At 32.6% G+C, this 19,729-nt stretch carries 21 protein-coding genes; 14 read left to right on the forward strand and 7 right to left on the reverse strand.

All coding sequences use genetic code 11. The annotated features are described in order from the left end of the window. Positions 1-200: 200 nt before the first annotated feature. The 3 genes from LG45_RS03920 (at position 201) to LG45_RS03930 (ending at position 2,714) form a co-directional block, all read left to right on the forward strand. Positions 201-932, forward strand: a complete 732-nt coding sequence (locus LG45_RS03920; protein ID WP_035124612.1) for a lysophospholipid acyltransferase family protein — start codon at positions 201-203, stop codon at positions 930-932. Between the two features lie 50 nt (positions 933-982). Next, on the forward strand, positions 983-1,972 hold the full coding sequence (locus tag LG45_RS03925) for an acyl-ACP desaturase (protein ID WP_035124614.1): 990 nt from the start codon (positions 983-985) through the stop codon (positions 1,970-1,972). 94 nt (positions 1,973-2,066) lie between these two features. Beyond that, entirely contained in the window at positions 2,067-2,714 is a 648-nt protein-coding gene (locus LG45_RS03930; RefSeq protein ID WP_035124617.1) for an HD domain-containing protein, read from the forward strand. Positions 2,715-2,746: 32 nt separating this feature from the next. Here the strand turns inward: LG45_RS03930 and LG45_RS03935 are convergent, their stop codons facing one another. The 7 genes from LG45_RS03935 to LG45_RS03965 all read right to left on the reverse strand — a co-directional run bounded on the left by LG45_RS03935 (position 2,747) and on the right by LG45_RS03965 (position 10,414). After that, the gene (locus LG45_RS03935; protein ID WP_035124619.1) at positions 2,747-4,327 is read right to left on the reverse strand and encodes a hypothetical protein; all 1,581 of its coding nucleotides are present in this window, start codon (positions 4,325-4,327) and stop codon (positions 2,747-2,749) included. A 32-nt stretch (positions 4,328-4,359) separates the two neighbouring features. Continuing rightward, complete coding sequence (locus LG45_RS03940) at positions 4,360-5,142, reverse strand: enoyl-CoA hydratase/isomerase family protein (RefSeq protein ID WP_035124622.1); 783 nt, start codon at positions 5,140-5,142, stop codon at positions 4,360-4,362. Between the two features lie 129 nt (positions 5,143-5,271). Further along, on the reverse strand, positions 5,272-6,687 hold the full coding sequence (locus LG45_RS03945) for a sensor histidine kinase (protein ID WP_052087474.1): 1,416 nt from the start codon (positions 6,685-6,687) through the stop codon (positions 5,272-5,274). Between the two features lie 121 nt (positions 6,688-6,808). After that, positions 6,809-7,351 carry a CopD family protein gene (locus tag LG45_RS03950; RefSeq protein ID WP_035124624.1) on the reverse strand — a complete coding sequence of 181 codons (543 nt, stop codon included), beginning with the start codon at positions 7,349-7,351 and terminating at the stop codon, positions 6,809-6,811. 29 nt (positions 7,352-7,380) lie between these two features. After that, positions 7,381-8,400, reverse strand: coding sequence for a ferrochelatase (gene hemH, locus LG45_RS03955; RefSeq protein ID WP_035124626.1), 1,020 nt, complete (start codon positions 8,398-8,400; stop codon positions 7,381-7,383). 112 nt (positions 8,401-8,512) lie between these two features. Beyond that, positions 8,513-9,538, reverse strand: a complete 1,026-nt coding sequence (locus tag LG45_RS03960; RefSeq protein WP_035124628.1) for a DUF4932 domain-containing protein — start codon at positions 9,536-9,538, stop codon at positions 8,513-8,515. 3 nt (positions 9,539-9,541) lie between these two features. Continuing rightward, a complete protein-coding gene (locus tag LG45_RS03965; protein WP_035124630.1) occupies positions 9,542-10,414 on the reverse strand; it encodes a helix-turn-helix transcriptional regulator in 873 nt (290 codons plus the stop codon). A 227-nt stretch (positions 10,415-10,641) separates the two neighbouring features. On the opposite strand from LG45_RS03965, the gene hemA reads away from it, so the two are divergent. The 11 genes from hemA to LG45_RS04020 all read left to right on the forward strand — a co-directional run bounded on the left by hemA (position 10,642) and on the right by LG45_RS04020 (position 19,526). Then, positions 10,642-11,901 (forward strand): glutamyl-tRNA reductase, encoded by a 1,260-nt coding sequence (gene hemA, locus LG45_RS03970; RefSeq protein WP_035124632.1) that lies wholly within the window; start codon positions 10,642-10,644, stop codon positions 11,899-11,901. Positions 11,902-11,962: 61 nt separating this feature from the next. Next, positions 11,963-12,886 (forward strand): hydroxymethylbilane synthase, encoded by a 924-nt coding sequence (gene hemC / locus LG45_RS03975; protein WP_035124635.1) that lies wholly within the window; start codon positions 11,963-11,965, stop codon positions 12,884-12,886. A gap of 49 nt (positions 12,887-12,935) precedes the next feature. Continuing rightward, positions 12,936-13,565 (forward strand): putative polyvalent protein kinase domain-containing protein, encoded by a 630-nt coding sequence (locus LG45_RS03980; protein ID WP_035124638.1) that lies wholly within the window; start codon positions 12,936-12,938, stop codon positions 13,563-13,565. Next, positions 13,562-14,233 carry a uroporphyrinogen-III synthase gene (locus LG45_RS03985; RefSeq protein WP_035124640.1) on the forward strand — a complete coding sequence of 224 codons (672 nt, stop codon included), beginning with the start codon at positions 13,562-13,564 and terminating at the stop codon, positions 14,231-14,233. The genes LG45_RS03980 and LG45_RS03985 overlap by 4 nt, the downstream gene beginning before the upstream one ends. A 41-nt stretch (positions 14,234-14,274) precedes the next feature. Beyond that, on the forward strand, positions 14,275-15,303 hold the full coding sequence (hemE, locus tag LG45_RS03990; RefSeq protein ID WP_035124643.1) for a uroporphyrinogen decarboxylase: 1,029 nt from the start codon (positions 14,275-14,277) through the stop codon (positions 15,301-15,303). A gap of 6 nt (positions 15,304-15,309) precedes the next feature. Continuing rightward, positions 15,310-15,867, forward strand: coding sequence for a DUF3575 domain-containing protein (locus tag LG45_RS03995; RefSeq protein ID WP_035125354.1), 558 nt, complete (start codon positions 15,310-15,312; stop codon positions 15,865-15,867). A 15-nt stretch (positions 15,868-15,882) separates the two neighbouring features. Then, the gene (locus LG45_RS04000) at positions 15,883-16,416 is read left to right on the forward strand and encodes a GNAT family N-acetyltransferase (protein ID WP_035124644.1); all 534 of its coding nucleotides are present in this window, start codon (positions 15,883-15,885) and stop codon (positions 16,414-16,416) included. Continuing rightward, positions 16,406-17,308 carry an oxygen-dependent coproporphyrinogen oxidase gene (gene hemF, locus LG45_RS04005; RefSeq protein WP_035125356.1) on the forward strand — a complete coding sequence of 301 codons (903 nt, stop codon included), beginning with the start codon at positions 16,406-16,408 and terminating at the stop codon, positions 17,306-17,308. Before LG45_RS04000 ends, hemF begins: the two co-directional genes overlap by 11 nt. 43 nt (positions 17,309-17,351) lie before the next feature. Further along, on the forward strand, positions 17,352-18,344 hold the full coding sequence (gene hemB / locus LG45_RS04010; protein ID WP_035124646.1) for a porphobilinogen synthase: 993 nt from the start codon (positions 17,352-17,354) through the stop codon (positions 18,342-18,344). Positions 18,345-18,539: 195 nt separating this feature from the next. Further along, the gene (locus tag LG45_RS04015; RefSeq protein WP_035124649.1) at positions 18,540-18,965 is read left to right on the forward strand and encodes a c-type cytochrome; all 426 of its coding nucleotides are present in this window, start codon (positions 18,540-18,542) and stop codon (positions 18,963-18,965) included. 87 nt (positions 18,966-19,052) lie between these two features. Further along, positions 19,053-19,526 (forward strand): methylated-DNA--[protein]-cysteine S-methyltransferase, encoded by a 474-nt coding sequence (locus LG45_RS04020; RefSeq protein WP_035124651.1) that lies wholly within the window; start codon positions 19,053-19,055, stop codon positions 19,524-19,526. Positions 19,527-19,729 lie beyond the last annotated feature (203 nt).

Genomic DNA, 19,729 nt, shown 5'->3' on the forward strand with positions numbered 1-19,729 from the left:
AGTAAGTAAAGTAGTAATAACCAATGGTAAAGTAGTAATCACCAATGGTAAAGTAGTAATAAATAAAGGTAAAGTAGTAAGACGTAAGGTTTTTGATTGTTTTTAGCTTTTTTATCAATTATTCTTCAACTTCTAAAATAGAGATTAACAATTCCATCCAAAATATATTTCTTACTTTAGCCAACAAATTTTTTACAGTCATGGAAAAGCTAATTTCTTATCCAATTTCGGTTATTTATTATTTATGTTTCGGATTGTGTTTAGTGGTTTTTCATCCTATTCAGTGGATTTGTTTCAACGTTTTTGGATACCAAGCACATAAAAAAAGTGTAGATTATCTTAATTTTTGTTTGGTAAAATGCACCAATCTAATTGGAACTTGGTTTCAGTTTAGAAACATCAATAAAATTCCAAAAGGCGCTCCAATAATTTTTGTTGCCAATCATCAAAGTATGTATGATATTATTGGTATAATTTGGTATTTAAGAAAATTTCATCCAAAATTTGTAAGCAAGAAAGAATTAGGAACCGGAATTCCAAGTGTTTCATACAATTTAAGACATGGTGGTTCCGTTTTAATAGATAGAAAAGACCCAAAACAAGCGATTCCAACAATTAAAGGTTTAGCAGAATATATTGAAACATACAAACGATCGGCAGTAATTTTTCCTGAAGGAACGAGAAGTAAAGACGGAAAACCAAAAGAATTCGCACAAAGCGGACTAAAAATTCTTTGTAAATACGCTCCATCTGCTTATGTTGTGCCAATTTCTATAAATAATTCATGGAAAATGGTTAAATTTGGAGCTTTTCCAATGGGTTTAGGTAATCGATTGGAATTTATAATTCACGATCCAATTGCTGTAAGCGATTTTTCATTTGAAGAAATAATGCAAAAAACCGAAAAAGCTGTTGTACAATCATTAAAATAATAATCAGATTTTATTTTGTCTCAAATCTAAAATCTACAATAAACTTTATAATGTCAATAAAAAACATGCGTCTGGAAGTGATGCAATTTTTAGAAAACAAAGTCGATGATTTTGTCGATCAATTTTTAATACCAGTAGAAACAATTTGGCAACCGTCAGACTTTTTACCAGATGCACAAAGTGAAAACTTCTTTGAAGAAGTAAAAGAATTACAAGAAATTGCAAAAGATTTGCCTTATGATTTTTGGGTAGCAATGGTTGGTGATACTATTACCGAAGAAGCACTTCCTACTTATGAGTCATGGCTTATGGAGGTAGAAGGTGTTGACAATGAAGGAAGAAACGGTTGGTCTAGATGGGTGCGCCAATGGACAAGTGAAGAAAATCGTCATGGTGATTTGCTTAATAAATATTTGTATTTATCGGGTCGCGTTAACATGCGTGAAGTAGAAATTACAACGCAACATTTAATTGCTGATGGTTTTGATATTGGAACTGGTAAAGATCCTTATAAGAACTTTGTTTACACTAGTTTTCAAGAACTTGCAACCTATATTTCTCACAATAGAGTTTCGCAATTGGCTAAAGATTATGGTGATAAAAAGCTTTCTAAAGTGTGCAAAATGATTGCAGGCGATGAAATGCGTCATCATCATGCTTATAGCGAATTTGTAACTCAAATTTTCAAAGTAGATCCGAGCGAAATGATGCTTGCTTTTCAATACATGATGAAGCAAAAAATTACAATGCCTGCTCATTTTTTAAGAGAATCTGGTCAGTCAATTGGAACAGCTTTCGAACAATTTTCTAATTCTGCACAAAAGTTAGGTGTTTACACAGCTAATGATTATGTAGATATTATGCAAAAATTAATTGACAAATGGCAAATTGATAAAATCACTAGTCTAACAGATGAAGCCGAAAAAGCGCGTGATTACTTAATGAAATTACCGGGTAGAATGGCGAGAATTTCAGAGCGATTGGTTTTGCCAGAAGAAAATCATATTTTTAAATGGGTTCAACCGGCTTTGATTAAATAAAGAATTTAAAATCTCAATACATAAAATTCCAACTTCTTTGTCATTCTGAACTTGTTTCGGAATCTAAGAATTTGGAATTTTTTATAAAAATAAGATGAGTAATTTAATAGACAACACCATTCTTTTTGTAAAGGAAAAATTAAAAGATGCCGAAGCTGGTCACGATTGGTTTCACATGCAACGCGTTTATAAAAATGCATTGCTAATTGCCGATGGCGAAAAATGTGACTTAGAAGTGGTAAAACTTGGAGCATTACTTCACGACATTGCCGATAGTAAGTTTCATGATGGCGATGAGTCGGTTGGACCAAAAGTGGCTCGTGAATTTCTTGAATCGCAAAAGGCTTCGGAAGAAATTATAGTTCATGTGGTAAACATCATCGAAAATATTTCGTTTAAAGGTGGTAATTTTGAAAAGAAATTTAGTTCAAAAGAATTAGAAATTGTACAAGATGCCGACAGACTCGATGCACTTGGAGCCATTGGAATTGCTCGAACATTTAACTATGGCGGATTTAAAAACCGACCACTTTACAATCCAGATATTGCACCCAATCTTTCTATGACGAAAGAAGAATATAAAAATAGTGAATCGCCAACACTAAATCATTTTTACGAAAAATTACTGTTATTAAAAGACAAAATGAATACCCAAACTGGAAGAAAAATTGCCGAAGAAAGACATCGTTTTATGGAACTTTTTCTATCGCAGTTTTATGCCGAATGGGAAGGAGAGAAATAAAAAAGAGAACCAATTTGGTTCTCTTCTTAGTTTTATAAAGTAATTTTTAGCAACTGTTTTTTCTTGCCTTTTCTGCCAATAAAAATTACTGAATTTCCAGTTAATGCACCATCAGAAACCATAAATGGAACTTCGTTGTCTTTATCATCTAAAATTTCTTTGTAATCAAAATCACCATTAGGATTGATTCTAATTACATTTAAATTTGATTTTTTTGTGCTTGCTTGACCAAATTGAATTCGGTCATTTTTTAATTTCTTAACTTTTTCACCTGTATTTATAAAGAAATAAGTATCGTTATCTTTTAATGTTGAGGTATAAGAAATGTACGATTCATCACCAGTTGTAGCTTGACGTTTATTGATGTTTCTAGCCCAAACAATATCGCCAGATGCGTTAATTTTTGCGCTTACAATATCATCATAATGATAGATAGTTTGAGTACGTCCGCCACCATTCATACCGTTTGAGATATAAGTAGTTGTTATGTAAAACTCTTCAGCATTAAAAACAATATCGTTGCTTGGCGTTATTAAAATTTTTCTAAACGACAAGAATTTCAATTCTTTATCTTTGTCTTTTCCGTATTTATCAATTATAAACTGTTCTGTAAACGGATTAAATTTGGACTTTTTAATGGCCAAAGTTGTTGGGTCTAATTCGAAATAACTAATCCCTTTGTAACGATTATCTTTTCTGTCAGAATAAAATCCGATGCAAGTAATTCTACCTTCAAAAATTATAGTTTTTAATGAGCTAGAAAAATGTTCTTCAGTATCAAAAACCTGAGTTTTTTCGCTGTCTTTTGTAATTCGAGTTAGTTCAAATTGGTATTTTCCGCCTTCTTTTTTCTTCTTTTTTTCGTCGGTGTAAACCTTGCCTAAAATATAAAGTGTGTTTCCGTCTTTAGAAACATCTATATTTTCATATGTAAATTTTCTGTCTTTAATTTCTCTTTTAAAAGTATGGTCGATCTTTTTATTAAGTGATTTATCAAACAAAAATAATTTATGCGTTTCTGCAGTTTTATCTTTGATATCAATTGTAATTGCAAATGCTGTTCTATCCTCATTGATAATCATATTAGCTCCGGCATCGCCATCATAATTTCTTGCACCGCTGCCAATTCCCATAAAACTTACTATTGGTCCTCTTTGAATTTCTTCAGAATTCACTCTAAATAATTCTTGAGAAGTAAAATTAAAATCATTTATATTTGATGATAATGCGCTGCATATAAAAACTTTATCCGTTTTGTTGTAAGCATAATCAATCAATCTAATGTTGTCGCCGTCAAGAATTATCCCAAGAATAGTTCCTACACTTTTTTTATCCGCTTTTTTTTGAACTCTTTCATATTCATATTCTTTAATGAGTTTCATGTTAGAATCATAATGTTCAAAATAATATCCTGAACCTGATGAAAAAACGCCACCTTGATACGATCTTACTATTAAAATTCCGTCTTTTCCATCATCTTCGACTAGAACAACACTTGAGTATTTGTACTCGTCTTTAAAAACTTCACTTTTTACGAGTGTTGTTGGAATTTCTTGAGAACTTGCATTAAACGAGAACAATCCTAGGGTTAGGAATAGAATAATTTTTTTCATTAATTGGTTTTGGGTTGGTTAGTTTGGTATGATTATTTTCCAGAAAAACTGGCTTTTCTTTTTTCTAAAAATGCGGTGGTTCCTTCTTTAAAATCTTCGGTTCCAAAACATTTTCCAAACGATTTTATTTCGGTTTTGTAGCCATCAACTCCATCTTTAAAGTTTGCGTTTACGGCTTTAATTGCTTGACCAATTGCAACTGGAGAATTACGCATTATCTTAGAAGCTATGCCTTTTACAAATTCTAAAAGTTCGGTTTGTGGTACTACATGGTTTACTAATCCGTAGGTTTTTGCAGTTTCGGCATCAATCATTCCAGCAGTCATAATCATCTCCATCGCGCGACCTTTTCCTACTAACTGTGGTAAACGTTGTGTTCCTCCATAACCTGGAATTACTCCAAGTGATACTTCGGGTAAACCCATTTTAGCATTGTCTGAAGCTACTCTAAAATGACACGCCATTGCTAGTTCTAATCCGCCGCCAAGTGCAAATCCGTTTACGGCTGCAATTACAGGAGTTCTTAAGTTTTCTACAAAATCGAACAATAATTCTTGTCCTTGTTGTGCCAATTGTGCGCCTTCTTCTACAGTGAAATGAGCAAATTCTGAAATATCTGCGCCAGCAACAAATGCTTTTTCGCCTTCGCCAGTGATAATGATAACTTTGGTTTCTGCATCGGCATCTAAATTTTCAAAAGCTGTGTGCAATTCTTGAATGGTTGCAACATTTAGCGCATTTAATTTTGATGGACGATTGATTGTAATTTGTCCGATTCCGTTTTCTGAAGTAACGAGTATGTTTTCGAAGTTCATATTTTGTTGTATAAAGTTTATTATTTAGCCCTGATTGAAAGGAAAAACTCCCGATTTTTATCGGGATTTTGGGATGAAAGCAGGAAAAAGGATTGCTAAAATGCCCAAGCCATTCGCTTCTAATTATTTTTATTTTTCAATTTTAGGAAGTGAAACTGTGAATGTTGTTCCTTTTCCAAATTCAGTTTCAAATGTAATAGTTCCTTTGTAATTTTCAATGATGTTTTTGATAATTCCTAAGCCTAAACCCATTCCGCTATTTTTGGTGGTGAATTTTGGTTCGAATATGCGTTCGATATTTTCCTGTTCGATTCCAATTCCGTTGTCTTTTACAGTAATATTTACGTTATTTTTAACTTGTTTTACTTCAACTAAAATGGACTTTTCAACTTGATTTTCTGGAATCGCTTGAATCGCGTTTTTCACCAAATTGGTAATAATTCGAATCAATTGCGTTCGATCCATGATGGTGATAATTTCTTTTTCATCACTCTTGAACTGTATGTATTCTTCGTTAAAAATATCTAACGAAAACTCTACAACTTCAACCACATTCAGAGTTTCGTTTTGTTGCGCTGGCATGGAAGCAAAATTAGAAAACGCCGATGCAACCGAAGTCATGGTATCTATTTGCTGAATTAAAGTTTTAGTATAATCGTTTAGTTTTTGTTTCAAATCGGGATCTTCGGGATTGAATTTTCTTTCGAAACTTTGAACGGTCAATCGCATTGGTGTTAGTGGATTTTTAATTTCGTGCGCTACTTGTTTGGCCATTTCGCGCCAAGCTTGTTCACGTTCACTTTGTGCCAACATCGTTGCACTTTCTTCCAGTTTATCGACCATGGCATTGTAGGCTTTTATCAAAGAGTTGATTTCCTTGCTGTTGGCTTCAATGAGAATTTTTTCGTTCTTTTGGTTCAAACTGGTTTCGTTGATTTTATCTGAAATAGTTTTTAATGTTTGTGTTATATAAGAAGATAGAAAATAGGCCAAAGCGAAGGCAATAATCAGCATAAAAAAGTAAACCTGACTCAATCGAATTAAGAATTCTTGAATTTCATTTTCATAAAAACTGTCGTCTTCAATGTAAGGCAAATTTAAAATTCCGAGTGGTTTGAATTTGTCGTCTTTTATTTGACTGAAGGAAGAACGGTTTTTAATTCCGTCCACACTTTTAATGTCAACATATCTTTTTTCTATAGACGATTGCACTAATTTGATAATGTATTTTGGAACCGGAGGCGAAATGGTATCGACAGAAAAAGTGGCTTTGGAAGATTTTAAAAGAATTCCGTTTAAGCTGTAAATGTTGATTTCAATTTTATGTATATCCGATAATTCATGAATTTTATCTTTAAAAATGAGCGGAAGATTTTTCTCTGTTAACGGATAAGTAGTATTTGATAAAATGTAGTTGATGTGTTCTTTTACGGCGTCTTCCTTTCGTTCCAGTCGTTCTTGATGATAGTTTTTGGCTTCGTTTTTAAACTGAATTAACGAAATGGACGCCATTAAAATCGAGGCAATTAATATCAATACAATCATCGATAGGAAAATCCTAATTCGGAGTGAAAGCATAGACATTTTGAAGTTGTTCATTTGATAGTGATTAGTGAATAGTGATTAGTGAATAGTAGGATGCTAATTACTATTTACTAATAACTAATTACTTCTTTTCTCGTAATCGTTTATAAAATTTAAATCCCAACATGATTATAATTGAAAATAAAAAGATTCCAATTACACCATAAATCCAGTTGAAAGCATTTTTTAAAATTACTAAAAAAACAACTGCAAATAAAATAATTGTGGCACCTTCATTCCAAAGTCGCATAAAATTAGACGAATAGTTGAATTTATCGTTTTGCAATTGCTTATAAATTTGATGGCATTTCAAATGATACAAATAGAGAACAAAAACAAAGCCAAGTTTGACGTGCATCCATGGCATTTGCAGCCAAGCCTTTCCTAAATCGGTGAAAAACAACATCCAAAACGCAAAAATACTAGCTAAAACTGCACTTGGCCAAGTAATAATAAACCAAAGACGGTACGTCATTATTTTGTATTGAGTCAGTAAAATTTCTCTTTCGGGCGAAGGTTTTTGATTGGCTTCTATTTGATACACAAACAACCGAACAATGTAAAACAAACCTGCAAACCAAGTGATTACAAAAATTAAGTGTAGTGATTTTAAGTATTCGTACATATCAAAAGCTATTTACTAATCACTATTTACTAATTACTTCTCTTAAAATCCCCAATCCAGTTCGCCACAACACCACACCATTCCTCTTCGTCATTCATACATGGAACCGCCATAAATTCTTCGCCACCATGATGTAAAAATTGTTCGTTGGCTTCCATGGCAATTTCTTCTAACGTTTCTAAACAATCAGCAACAAACGCTGGAGTTACAACGGCTAATTTCTTAATTCCTTGTTCGGGCATTTTGTTGATTTCAACATCGGTGTATGGTGTTAACCATTTATCACCTGCTAAACGAGATTGGAACGTTTGACTGTATTTTCCTTCTGGAATTCCTAATAATTTTACAACTTGTTTTGTTGTTTCATAACATTGATGACGGTAGCAAAATTCGTGTGCTGGCGAAGGCGTATTACAACATGAACCGTCAATAGCACAATGTGATTTGGTAACATCGGTTTTACGGATATGACGTTTCGGAATTCCGTGATACGAAAACAATAAATGATCGTAATCAAATCCTTCCAAATGTTTTTTGATTGAATTCGCTAATGCCTGAATATAATCGGGTTTATTGTAAAATGCTGGAACATTGGTAAAAGTCATTTCAGGAAAAAACTTCTGACGCAATTCTTCTGCCAAAACCACAATTGTAGTTGTAGAAGCCATAGCATGTTGTGGATATAAAGGCATCAACATTACTTCGGTTACGCCTTTGTCTTTCAACTCTTGCAAACCTTTTTGAATGGTCATCGTTCCATAACGCATTGCCAAAGCGACAGGAATATCAACCAATTTCTGAACTTTTTGATGCATTTTTTTCGAAAGTACAATTAAAGGCGAACCTTCGCTGGTCCAAATTCGAGCATAAGCTTCTGCCGATTTTTTTGGTCGCGTTTGTAAAATGATACCTCGAACTAATAATGCACGCAATAAAAACGGAACGTCAATTACGTATTTGTCCATTAAAAATTCATCTAAATACGGCTTAACATCTTTGGCTGTTGGACTTTCTGGAGAACCTAAATTTACAAGTAATACACCTTTCATAGTAAAATTTAATTTTTTGTAAAAGTAAATTATTCTTACTTTTTACATTTATGTTTATGTTTTTTTTATCGATTGTTTGATATACGAAATTTATTGGGTTATGTTTTCGGGTTTATTTTAAATTTTCCAAAAACAAAATAAGCTCAGGATAAAAATCATTGAATGAAATATAATTTGGATTTCCCTCTAATTTTTCGGTTATAAATTGATGTAAATCTTTAAAATGTAAATATCCTTTTGATTGATTTTCAATTTCATATTCTTCCCTTTCAATACCATATTTTTTCCCTAATATTTTTGCAACACAAACTCGTACTAACATTTCGTCTAATTCATCTTTCCATCTGTTCTCAGGTAGAACTTTACCATTTGGTTTGGTTAAGAATTTATTTTTAATGCTATTAAGGCGATTATAATTTGAAGAAATAAAATCTGAAACAAATAAATGGGAACATTCATGAATGACTACGTTAAAAGCTGGTACAAATTTTATACTTTCTTCATTTGCTGAATTTGGATTTTCAGAAGAAAGATAAGCAAGTTTAAATTGCCTACAGTTCTTGTATTCTTTAATCTCGATTGAATTACTTGTATGATTGTTTAGTAAATCAATGTAAATTATAAATTTATCGTTTGTTTCTGTCTTGAAGAACTTTTTTGTTTCTTTTAAAACATCACTTCTATTAATAGTGTCTAAAGCAAATAGTGCTGTTTCTTTATATAGTTTTTGATGTTTTTTGATGAACTTCGAAACGTTACAATCTTTATAAAATGAGTTTAAATGAGCAATAAAATCCTCTATTTTTGAACTTTTAATATAATCACCTTGATAAGGAAATTTGAGTTTAAATGGATATTTTTCTGTTAAATAAAGCCCTATAGTTGAAACATTTGGCGCATCCCATTGATCTAAATTTCTATACCAATTTAAAGATTTATGATTTTTGTATGGTTTAAAATACGCATCAAAATCTTTTAAATAAACTGATGGAGTTGGTTTTATATCTAAAGAATCTCTACCAATTGCCATGGCATAAAAAATAGAAACTGCTTCAATACGATTGTCAACTTTAACTTCAACTTGTGCAAATGATAAATTGGTTAAGAAAACAAAAAGCAACAAAAATAAATTCTTCATACTTTACACATTAGTATTTATCGACATCAAATATTTTTTTGGCGTCGTTGCAAATTTTTTCTTGAAGGCAGCAATAAAATGACTTCCTGTACTATAACCAATTTTTAGTCCAACTTCATTTACATTATACGAACCAGAATCTAATAATTGTCGGGCATAATCCATTTTATAATCAAATAGAAATCCGTACACCGTGTCACCATAAATTTGTTTGAAACCCATTTTTAGTTTTTTCAAACTCAGTCCAACTTGCTCCGAAAGTTCTTCCAATCCTGGTGGTTCAGCCATATTTGCAATGATAATTTCTTTGGCTTTTTTAATCTTCATGACATTATCTTCGTCAATTAAAAACGGACATTGCTCAGCATTTGGATCTTCTGAACGGTTGAAATACAAACTCAATAATTCATATCCTTTACCTTTATAGTATAGATTTTTTATAGAAGGATTTAAGTTATAATGGAACAATTGACTTAGTACAATTGCCATTGACGGACTAATATCGCCTTCTTTGTAGTATTTTTTATCTTTATTTTCTTCACTTAAGAACGGAATATGATCAGCTTCGTTAGAAAACAATCCATGAAACTTCTGAATGGAAATTATCATAGAAATTATCCAAGAATTCGGAGCTAATTCTAAATTTAATGGCAATTCTTTTTGCGGATTGTAGAATAATAATGACTTTTCATCTTTCAATTCTAAGGCATAATTCCCCTCATTAAAGACAAATTTTGCTTTTCCTTTAATGCCAAAATGAAATTGAATAAGCCCTTGATTTACGTGTCTTTTTACGTGAAAACTTTCATTTCCATCATTTTGAAAACGAATTAAAATAAAATCATTTTCAATTTTTATTTCTTCTTGAGAACCCATAGCGATGTTTTTCCGTATATACTTTCGAAATTCTGTTACATTCTTATTTAGAATTATTCTACATAAGAAATTTGTTAGAACTTGATTTCACTACAAATTTATAATAAATAACGCTAAAAAGTCGAATTTGGTTTAAAAATTCTCAGAGCGATACAAAAAGTCCTTCTAGCGTTGTTTTTATGAAATGTATAGTAATAATTTTGTTGAACTTTTTAGAAAAGTAGAATATGGAAAATTTTAATATGTCGAAACACACTTCTTTTTACGCATTAGGTTTAAGTTACAAAAAAGCAGACGCAGCAATTAGAGGTAAATTTAGTTTAGACAACCAAGCAAAGGCAACTTTGTTAATACAAGCCGAAGCCGAAGGAATTGAAGCACTTATAGTGACATCAACTTGCAATAGAACCGAAATCTATGGTTTTGCGCAACATCCATATCAACTAATAAAATTACTTTGTGAAAACAGTAAAGGTAGCGTTGAAGAATTTCAAGAAGTTGCCTATATCTACAAAAATCAAGAAGCAATCAATCACATGTTTCGTGTTGGAACTGGTTTAGACAGTCAAATCCTTGGAGATTTTGAAATTATAAGTCAGATTAAAACGGCTTTTAACGAAAGTAAATCTAACGGAATGGTAAATTCTTTCCTTGAAAGATTAGTGAATTCGGTTATTCAAGCAAGCAAAAAAATTAAAACCGATACCGATATATCTTCTGGAGCAACTTCGGTTTCATTTGCATCAGTTCAATACATCATAAAAAATGTAGCAGATATTTCTAATAAAAACATTTTACTTTTCGGAACAGGAAAAATAGGTAGAAATACTTGTGAGAATCTTGTAAAACACACTAAACACGATCATATTACTTTAATAAATCGTACTAAAGATAAAGCAGAAAAACTAGCTCAAAAATTGGATTTAATTGTTAAAGATTACGCCGATTTACAACTCGAACTTCAAAAAGCAGACGTTGTAGTTGTTGCAACTGGAGCACAAAATCCTACTATTGATAAAGCCATTTTAAATCTGAAAAAACCTTTATTGATTTTAGATTTATCAATTCCGAAAAATGTTCACGAAAATGTAAAAGAAGTAGAAGGTGTAACATTGATTCACCTAGATCATTTGTCTCAAATGACCGACGAAACTTTAGAAAATCGTAAGTTGCATATTCCTGCTGCCGAAGCTATTATTGAAGATATAAAAGAAGAATTTTCGGCTTGGACAAAAAACAGAAAGTTCGCACCAACAATTCAAGCGTTAAAAGAAAAATTAAATTCTATTAAAGACGGCGAATTGAATTTTCAACGCAAAAAATTATCTAATTTTGACGAACAACAAGCCGAATTAATAAGCAACAGAATCATTCAAAAAATTACCAATCACTTTGTAAACCATTTAAAAGATGGCGAATCGATGGATGAAGGAATTGAATGGATTGAAAAAGTATTTCAGTTAGAACAAGAGAAATCATTTTTTTAAAATCTTTTGCTTCAAAACAATAATAACCTTCGAGACTTAGCGTCTTTGTGGCAAAAAAGAAATGGAAAAAACAATACGTATTGGAACTCGTGATAGTGAATTAGCACTTTGGCAAGCACACACGGTTCAAAAACAATTAAACGATTTAGGTTACAAAACCGAAATTATAGCCGTAAAATCACAAGGTGACATCCTTCTAGATAAACCTCTTTACGAACTCGGAATTACCGGAATTTTCACAAAAACTTTAGATATTGCCATGATAAATGGTCAAGTTGACATTGCAGTGCATTCCATGAAAGATGTGCCAACTGCTTTGCCTATTGGAATTGTGCAAGCTGCCGTTTTGGAAAGAGCCAATACTTTAGATATTTTAGTTCACAAAGGAAACACTGATTTTCTAGAAACAGAAGCTACAATTGCCACCGGAAGTTTGAGACGTCAAGCCATGTGGTGGAACAAATATCCAAACCATAAAGTGGTCGATTTACGCGGAAATGTAAACACAAGAATGCAAAAACTACAGGATAATGATTGGAGTGGAGCCGTTTTTGCAGCCGCAGGTTTAGAACGAATAAACTTAAAACCAGACAACTACATCAATCTCGATTGGATGATTCCTGCACCAGCACAAGGTGCGATGCTTGTTGTTGCAATGGCAGAAGACGAATTTACGTTAGATGCATTGTCACAACTCAATCACATCGAAACCGAAATTTGTACTTACATAGAAAGACAATTTCTAAAAACACTCGAAGGCGGATGTACTGCGCCAATTGGAGCAATCGCAACCTATAATGAAAAGGAAGACACTATCAATTTTAAAGGCGTTTTGTTATCCATTGACGGGCAACAAAAACTAGAAATCGATAAAAATGTAGATATTTCTGAATGGAAAAAACTAGGATTCAATGCTGCTCAAGAAATTTTAAACAATGGCGGAAGTGAATTGATGGCGGAAATAAAGAAACAATTAAAGAAATAGTGTGTTTATTTATGATAAATTCAATTTGTAAAAAAAGCATTATATTTGTATGGATATAAAAATCGTAAAAGATGAACTACAAAATATCATTCAAGGAGAGAGCGGAACTAGCGAAAGAACTCTTATCCAAACAATTGCCAGTTACCTTAGAGCAAGCCAAACAGCAAGCTCAATGGTTAAAAACGATAAGTACTACAAACAAGAAGAAACAAAGAGCATAATAGAATATTGTAATCAGAATAATCTTTGGACCGATGATAAAGTAAATTTTGATTTATTTATTTCTGAAGGTGCAGAACAAAAAGTTTATATAAAAAATGAAAAAACAGTATATAAACTTAACGACTCAATTTACTATTCCTCTTGGCATGATTATTTCACAAATTTATTGCTAAATAATTATTTTTTTCCTGAAACTTCATACACACTAGTTGGTTTTTGTCTTGTTGATGAAATTCTATTTGCTTTAGTTGAACAGCCTTTTGTAAAAGCAAATCAACCAACAGATTTAAGTAAAGTTAAAGAATTTATGATTGCTAACGGTTTTGAAAACACTAGAAATCACGATTATTATCATTCTGAATTAGGAATAATTCTTGAAGATTTACATGATGAAAATGTACTAACACAAGATGGTATTTTATATTTTATTGATACCGTTTTTTATATTAAACAATGACAAAACAAATCAACATACTATCCACCAAAAAGCTTTTGCCAAATCAAAAGCAACAGTTAGTAGACGCCAACTTTACAGTTCTTGAAGAAGATTTTATCGAAACTACTATCAAGAATTTTGAATTATCTAAAGTAAATAACAACCTAATTTTTACAAGCCAAAACGCCGTTCAAAGTATTTTACAACATCCAAAATGTGAAGATTTAAAAAGCAAAGATGTTTTTTCTATCGGAATGAAAACCAAAGATTTATTAACCGAAAACGGATTTAATGTTGTTGCTTACACAGGTTACGCAGCAGATTTGGCCGAAATAATATCCTTGATTTATTCAGAAGAATCATTCACTTTTTTCAGTGGAAATTTACGCCGTGATGTATTACCAAATACATTAAAAGAAAACGAGATTACTTTCAACGAAATAGAAGTATACGAAACCAAAATAACATCAAAAAAAATAACAAAAAAACTAGACGGGATTTTATTTTTTAGTCCATCAGCAGTAGAAAGTTATTTTAAAATGAACACCATAAAAGACGAAACTTGTTTTTGCATTGGCGAAACCACTGCAGAAGCTTTAGAAAATAAAAAAGTAAAAACCATAGTAATTGCAGACAAACCATCGGTAGAAAATGTGATTGCAGAAGTAGTAGAATATTATAATAATTAAACTTTGTGCCATAGTGCCTAGTGGTAAAAAAATATAAAAAAATGATCAAGAACGACCTATTTTTAAGAGCATTAAACAATGAAACCGTAGAACGTCCGCCAGTTTGGATGATGCGTCAAGCAGGAAGATATTTACCAGAATTCAGAGCTTTGCGTGACAAATACGATTTCTTCACACGTTGTGAAACTCCAGAATTAGCAGCAGAAATCACAGTGCAACCTATTAGAATTGTAAAACCAGATGCTGCAATTTTATTTTCAGATATTTTGGTAGTTCCAAGAGCAATGGGAATTCACGTGGAGTTGAAAGACAATTTGGGACCAATTATTCCAAATCCAATTCGCACAATGGAACAAGTTAACCAAGTAATTGTACCAGATGTTAATGAAACTTTAGGTTATGTTTTTGATGCTATCAAATTAACCAAAGAAATGTTGAACGATGAGGTTCCATTAATTGGTTTTGCAGGTTCACCTTGGACAATTTTTTGCTACTGCGTTGAAGGAAAAGGATCAAAAAGTTTCGATACGGCTAAAGGATTTTGTTTCTCAAATCCAGTTGCTGCTCATACATTATTGCAAAAAATTACTGATACAACGATTCTATATTTGAAAGAAAAAGTAAAATCGGGTGTAAATGCAGTTCAGATTTTCGATTCTTGGGGCGGAATGTTATCGCCAGTAGATTATCAAGAATTTTCATGGAAATACATCAACCAAATCGTTGAAGCACTTTCAGAAGATACCAAAGTAATTGTTTTCGGAAAAGGATGTTGGTTTGCTCTTAATGAAATGGCACAATCTAAAGCATCAGCACTTGGTGTAGATTGGACTTGTTCGGCAAGAAATGCTCGTTATTTAACAGGCGGAAAAATCACATTACAAGGAAATTTCGATCCATCAAGATTATTATCTCCAATTCCAACCATCAAAAAAATGGTGCACGAAATGATAGATGAATTCGGAAAAGACAATTACATCGTAAATCTTGGGCATGGAATTTTACCAAATATTCCAGTAGATCATGCTAAAGCTTTTATCGAAGCAGTTAAAGAATATTCACCTAGATAGTTGACAATGAATGCGAAATCTTTGTTTTTAGTAGCCTCTTTTTTCTTATTTAGTGTGATGTATTCGCAAACTAGTTTAAAGTTTAATACTGTAACAGCTTTAATAGGAATACCAAACATTGGTTTAGAAACAAATTTATCTAAAAAATTTACTTTTCAAGTAGATGCCACAGCTTCACTTTGGAAATCAATAAATAACGCTCCGTTTAAGTTATTTATTTTAATTCCAGAAGTTAGATATTATCCTAAAGAGGCAACCAAAGGTTTTTTTGTTGGAACGCACATTGGTGGAGCTTCCTACGAATTTCAAAAATGGAACTATATTAACACTAATTATTATCAAAAAGGATATAGTGTTTTATATGGCGTAACATTAGGTTATCAATTTGAGGTTTCGTCTAAATTGAATTTAGAGGTTTTTGCTGGTGGCGGCTATAATCAAGGTTTTTACAAAGGTTATATTTTAAGCACAGGCGAACGTTATGATCTAGCAAAAGATTACAATAAAAGTGGCGAATTAATACCTTATCGAGCAGGATTAATGTTGGTTTATAAATTAAAGTAAGTGATTTAACTTAAAATGGTATCGAGTAATTATATTATCAATCTTTTAAACACAACCGATGCCGAACAATTGCATCAGTTTATAATTGATAATAGTGAACGATTAAAACGCTATTTTCCAGTAACACTTTCAAGTAATAACACGTTAGAAAAATCGATTGAATATATTGCCATTAAAAATAAAGAGATTGAAGATAGAACCAATTTCACTTACGCCATTCGAGATAAAAACAATCAACAAATTGCAGGTTTAATAATCCTTAAAAAAGTAGATTGGGATAAAAAACAAGGAGAATTTGCCTATTGTATTGGTTCACAATTTGAACGACAAGGATTGACATCATTTGCAGTAAAAGAAATGACTAAATTTGCTTTCGATGAATTAGGTTTGAAAACACTTCAAATTATGGCGCACAAAACCAATTTTGGAAGCATAAAAGTGGCAGAAAACAACGGATTTGTTTGGCAAAGAACCTCGGTAAACGAATTTACACCAGTTAATGAAGAACCATTAGACATGGAATTATATGAATTATACAATGAAAAATAAATTCTACCAATACATACAAAATCTTCAAGACCAAATTGTTGCCGGATTGGAAGCAGTCGAAGGTCAAGCCAAATTTCGTGAAGATATTTGGGAACGTCCAGAAGGTGGCGGTGGAAGAACTCGTGTAATAGAAAACGGAAAAATAATCGAAAAAGGTGGTGTAAACATTTCGGCAGTACACGGAAAATTACCAGAAGCCATGCAAAAAATGTTCAACGTTGGTGAAGCCGATTTCTTTGCCTGCGGATTGAGTTTGGTAATTCATCCGAGAAATCCTATGGCACCAACGGTTCATGCCAATTGGCGTTATTTCGAAATGTATAATGAAAATGGAGAAATTATAAATTCATGGTTTGGAGGCGGACAAGATTTAACTCCATATTATTTATTTGAAGAAGACGGAAAGCACTTTCATCAAACTTGTAAAACAGCTTGCGATAAACACAATCCAGAGTTTTATCCAAAATATAAAAAACAATGTGATGCCTATTTTTGGAACGCACACAGAAACGAAGCTCGTGGACTTGGAGGATTATTCTTCGATTACTGCAAAGAAACCGAAACTATGAAAATGGAAGATTGGTACAATTTTGTAACCGAAGTTGGAAACAGTTTCCTAGAAGCCTATATTCCAATTCTTGAAAGGAGAAAAGATTTGCCTTATAATGAAGAGCAACGAACTTGGCAGGAAATACGTCGTGGTCGCTATGTAGAATTCAATTTAGTTCACGATAAAGGCACGTTATTCGGACTAAAAACCAACGGAAGAATCGAAAGTATTTTGATGAGTTTACCACCAAATGTGCAATGGGTTTACGACCATCACCCAGAAGTGGGAAGCGAAGAAGAAAAATTAATTAAAGTATTAGAAACACCAATTGATTGGATTTAGATCGCAAAATATCTAATATCTAATATCTAAAATCTAAAATAATATGTTCCCATTACAAAGAGGCAGAAGATTACGAGTAAACGAATCTATAAGAAGTTTAGTTCGCGAAACAACATTAAGTCCGAGTGATTTTATGTTTCCAATGTTCATTGCAGAAGGCGAAAATTATAAAGTTGAAATCCCATCAATGCCAGGAATCTTTCGTCGCTCGATAGATTTAACCGTTGAAGAAGTAAAAGAACTTTTTGCCTTAGGAATTCGTGCCGTAAACATCTACGTAAAAGTAGACGAATCGTTAAAAGACAACACGGGAAAAGAAGCTTGGAACGAAAACGGATTAATGCAAAAAGCTATCAAAGCAATCAAATCGGCGTGCCCAGAAATGATTGTGATACCAGATGTTGCACTAGATCCATATTCAATTTACGGTCACGACGGAATCATTGAAAACGGTGATATCGCCAACGATGCAACCAACGAAGCCTTGGTAAAAATGGCGGTTTCTCACGCTAATGCTGGAGCCGATTTTGTAGCGCCAAGTGACATGATGGACGGAAGAGTTTTAAGATTGCGACAAGGTTTAGACGCCGCTGGTTTCCAAAATGTGGGAATTATGAGCTATTCTGCCAAATATGCCTCCGCTTTTTACGGTCCATTTCGCGACGCTTTAGACTCTGCACCAGTGGATAATATTGAAATACCGAAAGATAAAAAAACATACCAAATGGATTATGCCAACCGCATCGAAGCCATAAAAGAAGCCTTGATGGATGTAGAAGAAGGCGCCGATATGGTAATGGTAAAACCCGGAATTGCTTATCTCGATATTGTTCGCGAGGTTAAAAACGCCGTGAATGTTCCAGTTACCGTTTTCCATGTTTCGGGCGAATATGCCATGATAAAAGCCGCAGCCGAAAGAGGTTGGCTCGATCATGACAAAATCATGATGGAACAGTTAATGTGTATCAAACGTGCAGGAGCAAGTCTAATTTCGACTTATTTTGCTAAAGAAGCTGCGATTATTCTCAATAAATAGTAGGAGCGAATCGTTCGGGATTTATCAGTAATGGCAATTCCTGCTGCCTTTCCAAAATCCCGATAAAAAATCGGGAGTTTTTCCCTTGCATCAGGGCTAAATAGCAATTGTATTGAATTTCTATTATCTGATAAAAATCATATTTAGTATAAACCATCAGAAGTATCTTTAAACATATTTTAAATAAAAGGTAAAATGAAAACAATTTTAAAATCACTATTCGTAGTAGTTGGGCTAATTATGGTAAGTTGTGGCGGAGACAAAAAAGTTGATAAATTCGGAAATCCAGTTTCAGAGGATAAAACAACAACCGAAACAGCCAAATCTGAAACATCAGCATTTCCGCTTGCTGAAAAAGGTAAAGAAATTTTCGAAGGCAAAGGAACTTGCGCAACTTGTCACAAACCCGATATTAAATTAGTTGGTCCAAGCATAATTGATATTGCCAAAATCTACAAAGAGAAAAATGCCAATATGATCACATTTCTAAAAGGTGAAGGCGAACCAATTGTTGATCCAACCCAATACGAAGTGATGAAAGCCAATTTTGCTTTAACAAAAACATTTTCCGACGAAGAATTGCAATCTTTAGAACAATACATTTACAGTCAAGTAAAATAAAATTTCATGTTTAATTTGAAATCACAAAGTGAGGAGTTTTTACTTTTTGCTTTGTGATTTTTTTTATATTTAAACTTTCTTAAAAAAATGTCAAAAACTGCTTTTATAAATTCACCACTTGGAATCACCAAAATTGTTGGCGATGAAAATGGAATTTCTGTAATTTCGGTTTTGTCTGAAGGTACTATTTCTACAATAGTCCCAAATCATTTGCAAGAAGCAGTTTTACAGCTTCAAGAATATTTTGAAGGAAAAAGAACTGAATTCACTTTTAAATTAAACCCAAAAGGAACCGATTTTCAACAAAAAGTTTGGCAAGAATTGCGCAACATTCCTTTTGGGAAAACAATATCCTACATGGATTTATCTAAAAAACTTGGCGATGTTAAAGCCATTCGTGCTGCAGCTTCAGCAAATGGTAAAAATCCACTTTGGATTGTAGTTCCATGTCACAGAGTTATTGGAACTGATGGTTCATTAACAGGTTACGCTGGCGGATTGTGGCGTAAAAAATGGTTGCTAGAACACGAAAATCCTACAACACAACAATCATTATTTTAAAAATAATACAACAAGTTTTATTGTTGATTAACTTGTATAGTTCTAAATCAAAAACTTTCTCATTTTATTTATTTTAAAAGAAACGAAACTGCATTTTCCCACACAATTCATTCTTCAATAGCTCTTTTTGCCTTCAATTTTCTTTAAAATCAGTAATTATAACGTTTTCGTTAACTAAACATTACCACAACATCACACAAAAT

Source organism: Flavobacterium aquatile LMG 4008 = ATCC 11947, assembly GCF_000757385.1.
GTDB lineage: Bacteria > Bacteroidota > Bacteroidia > Flavobacteriales > Flavobacteriaceae > Flavobacterium > Flavobacterium aquatile.

Bases quoted from the DNA above. Each gene is read 5' to 3' on its own strand.
- LG45_RS03920 (WP_035124612.1), top strand. From the start codon at position 201: ATGGAAAAGCTAATTTCTTATCCAATTTCGGTTATTTATTATTTATGT.
- LG45_RS03925 (WP_035124614.1), top strand. From the start codon at position 983: ATGTCAATAAAAAACATGCGTCTGGAAGTGATGCAATTTTTAGAAAAC.
- LG45_RS03930 (WP_035124617.1), top strand. From the start codon at position 2,067: ATGAGTAATTTAATAGACAACACCATTCTTTTTGTAAAGGAAAAATTA.
- LG45_RS03935 (WP_035124619.1), bottom strand. From the start codon at position 4,327: ATGAAAAAAATTATTCTATTCCTAACCCTAGGATTGTTCTCGTTTAAT.
- LG45_RS03940 (WP_035124622.1), bottom strand. From the start codon at position 5,142: ATGAACTTCGAAAACATACTCGTTACTTCAGAAAACGGAATCGGACAA.
- LG45_RS03945 (WP_052087474.1), bottom strand. From the start codon at position 6,687: ATGATTGTATTGATATTAATTGCCTCGATTTTAATGGCGTCCATTTCG.
- LG45_RS03950 (WP_035124624.1), bottom strand. From the start codon at position 7,351: ATGTACGAATACTTAAAATCACTACACTTAATTTTTGTAATCACTTGG.
- hemH (WP_035124626.1), bottom strand. From the start codon at position 8,400: ATGAAAGGTGTATTACTTGTAAATTTAGGTTCTCCAGAAAGTCCAACA.
- LG45_RS03960 (WP_035124628.1), bottom strand. From the start codon at position 9,538: ATGAAGAATTTATTTTTGTTGCTTTTTGTTTTCTTAACCAATTTATCA.
- LG45_RS03965 (WP_035124630.1), bottom strand. From the start codon at position 10,414: ATGGGTTCTCAAGAAGAAATAAAAATTGAAAATGATTTTATTTTAATT.
- hemA (WP_035124632.1), top strand. From the start codon at position 10,642: ATGGAAAATTTTAATATGTCGAAACACACTTCTTTTTACGCATTAGGT.
- hemC (WP_035124635.1), top strand. From the start codon at position 11,963: ATGGAAAAAACAATACGTATTGGAACTCGTGATAGTGAATTAGCACTT.
- LG45_RS03980 (WP_035124638.1), top strand. From the start codon at position 12,936: ATGGATATAAAAATCGTAAAAGATGAACTACAAAATATCATTCAAGGA.
- LG45_RS03985 (WP_035124640.1), top strand. From the start codon at position 13,562: ATGACAAAACAAATCAACATACTATCCACCAAAAAGCTTTTGCCAAAT.
- hemE (WP_035124643.1), top strand. From the start codon at position 14,275: ATGATCAAGAACGACCTATTTTTAAGAGCATTAAACAATGAAACCGTA.
- LG45_RS03995 (WP_035125354.1), top strand. From the start codon at position 15,310: ATGAATGCGAAATCTTTGTTTTTAGTAGCCTCTTTTTTCTTATTTAGT.
- LG45_RS04000 (WP_035124644.1), top strand. From the start codon at position 15,883: ATGGTATCGAGTAATTATATTATCAATCTTTTAAACACAACCGATGCC.
- hemF (WP_035125356.1), top strand. From the start codon at position 16,406: ATGAAAAATAAATTCTACCAATACATACAAAATCTTCAAGACCAAATT.
- hemB (WP_035124646.1), top strand. From the start codon at position 17,352: ATGTTCCCATTACAAAGAGGCAGAAGATTACGAGTAAACGAATCTATA.
- LG45_RS04015 (WP_035124649.1), top strand. From the start codon at position 18,540: ATGAAAACAATTTTAAAATCACTATTCGTAGTAGTTGGGCTAATTATG.
- LG45_RS04020 (WP_035124651.1), top strand. From the start codon at position 19,053: ATGTCAAAAACTGCTTTTATAAATTCACCACTTGGAATCACCAAAATT.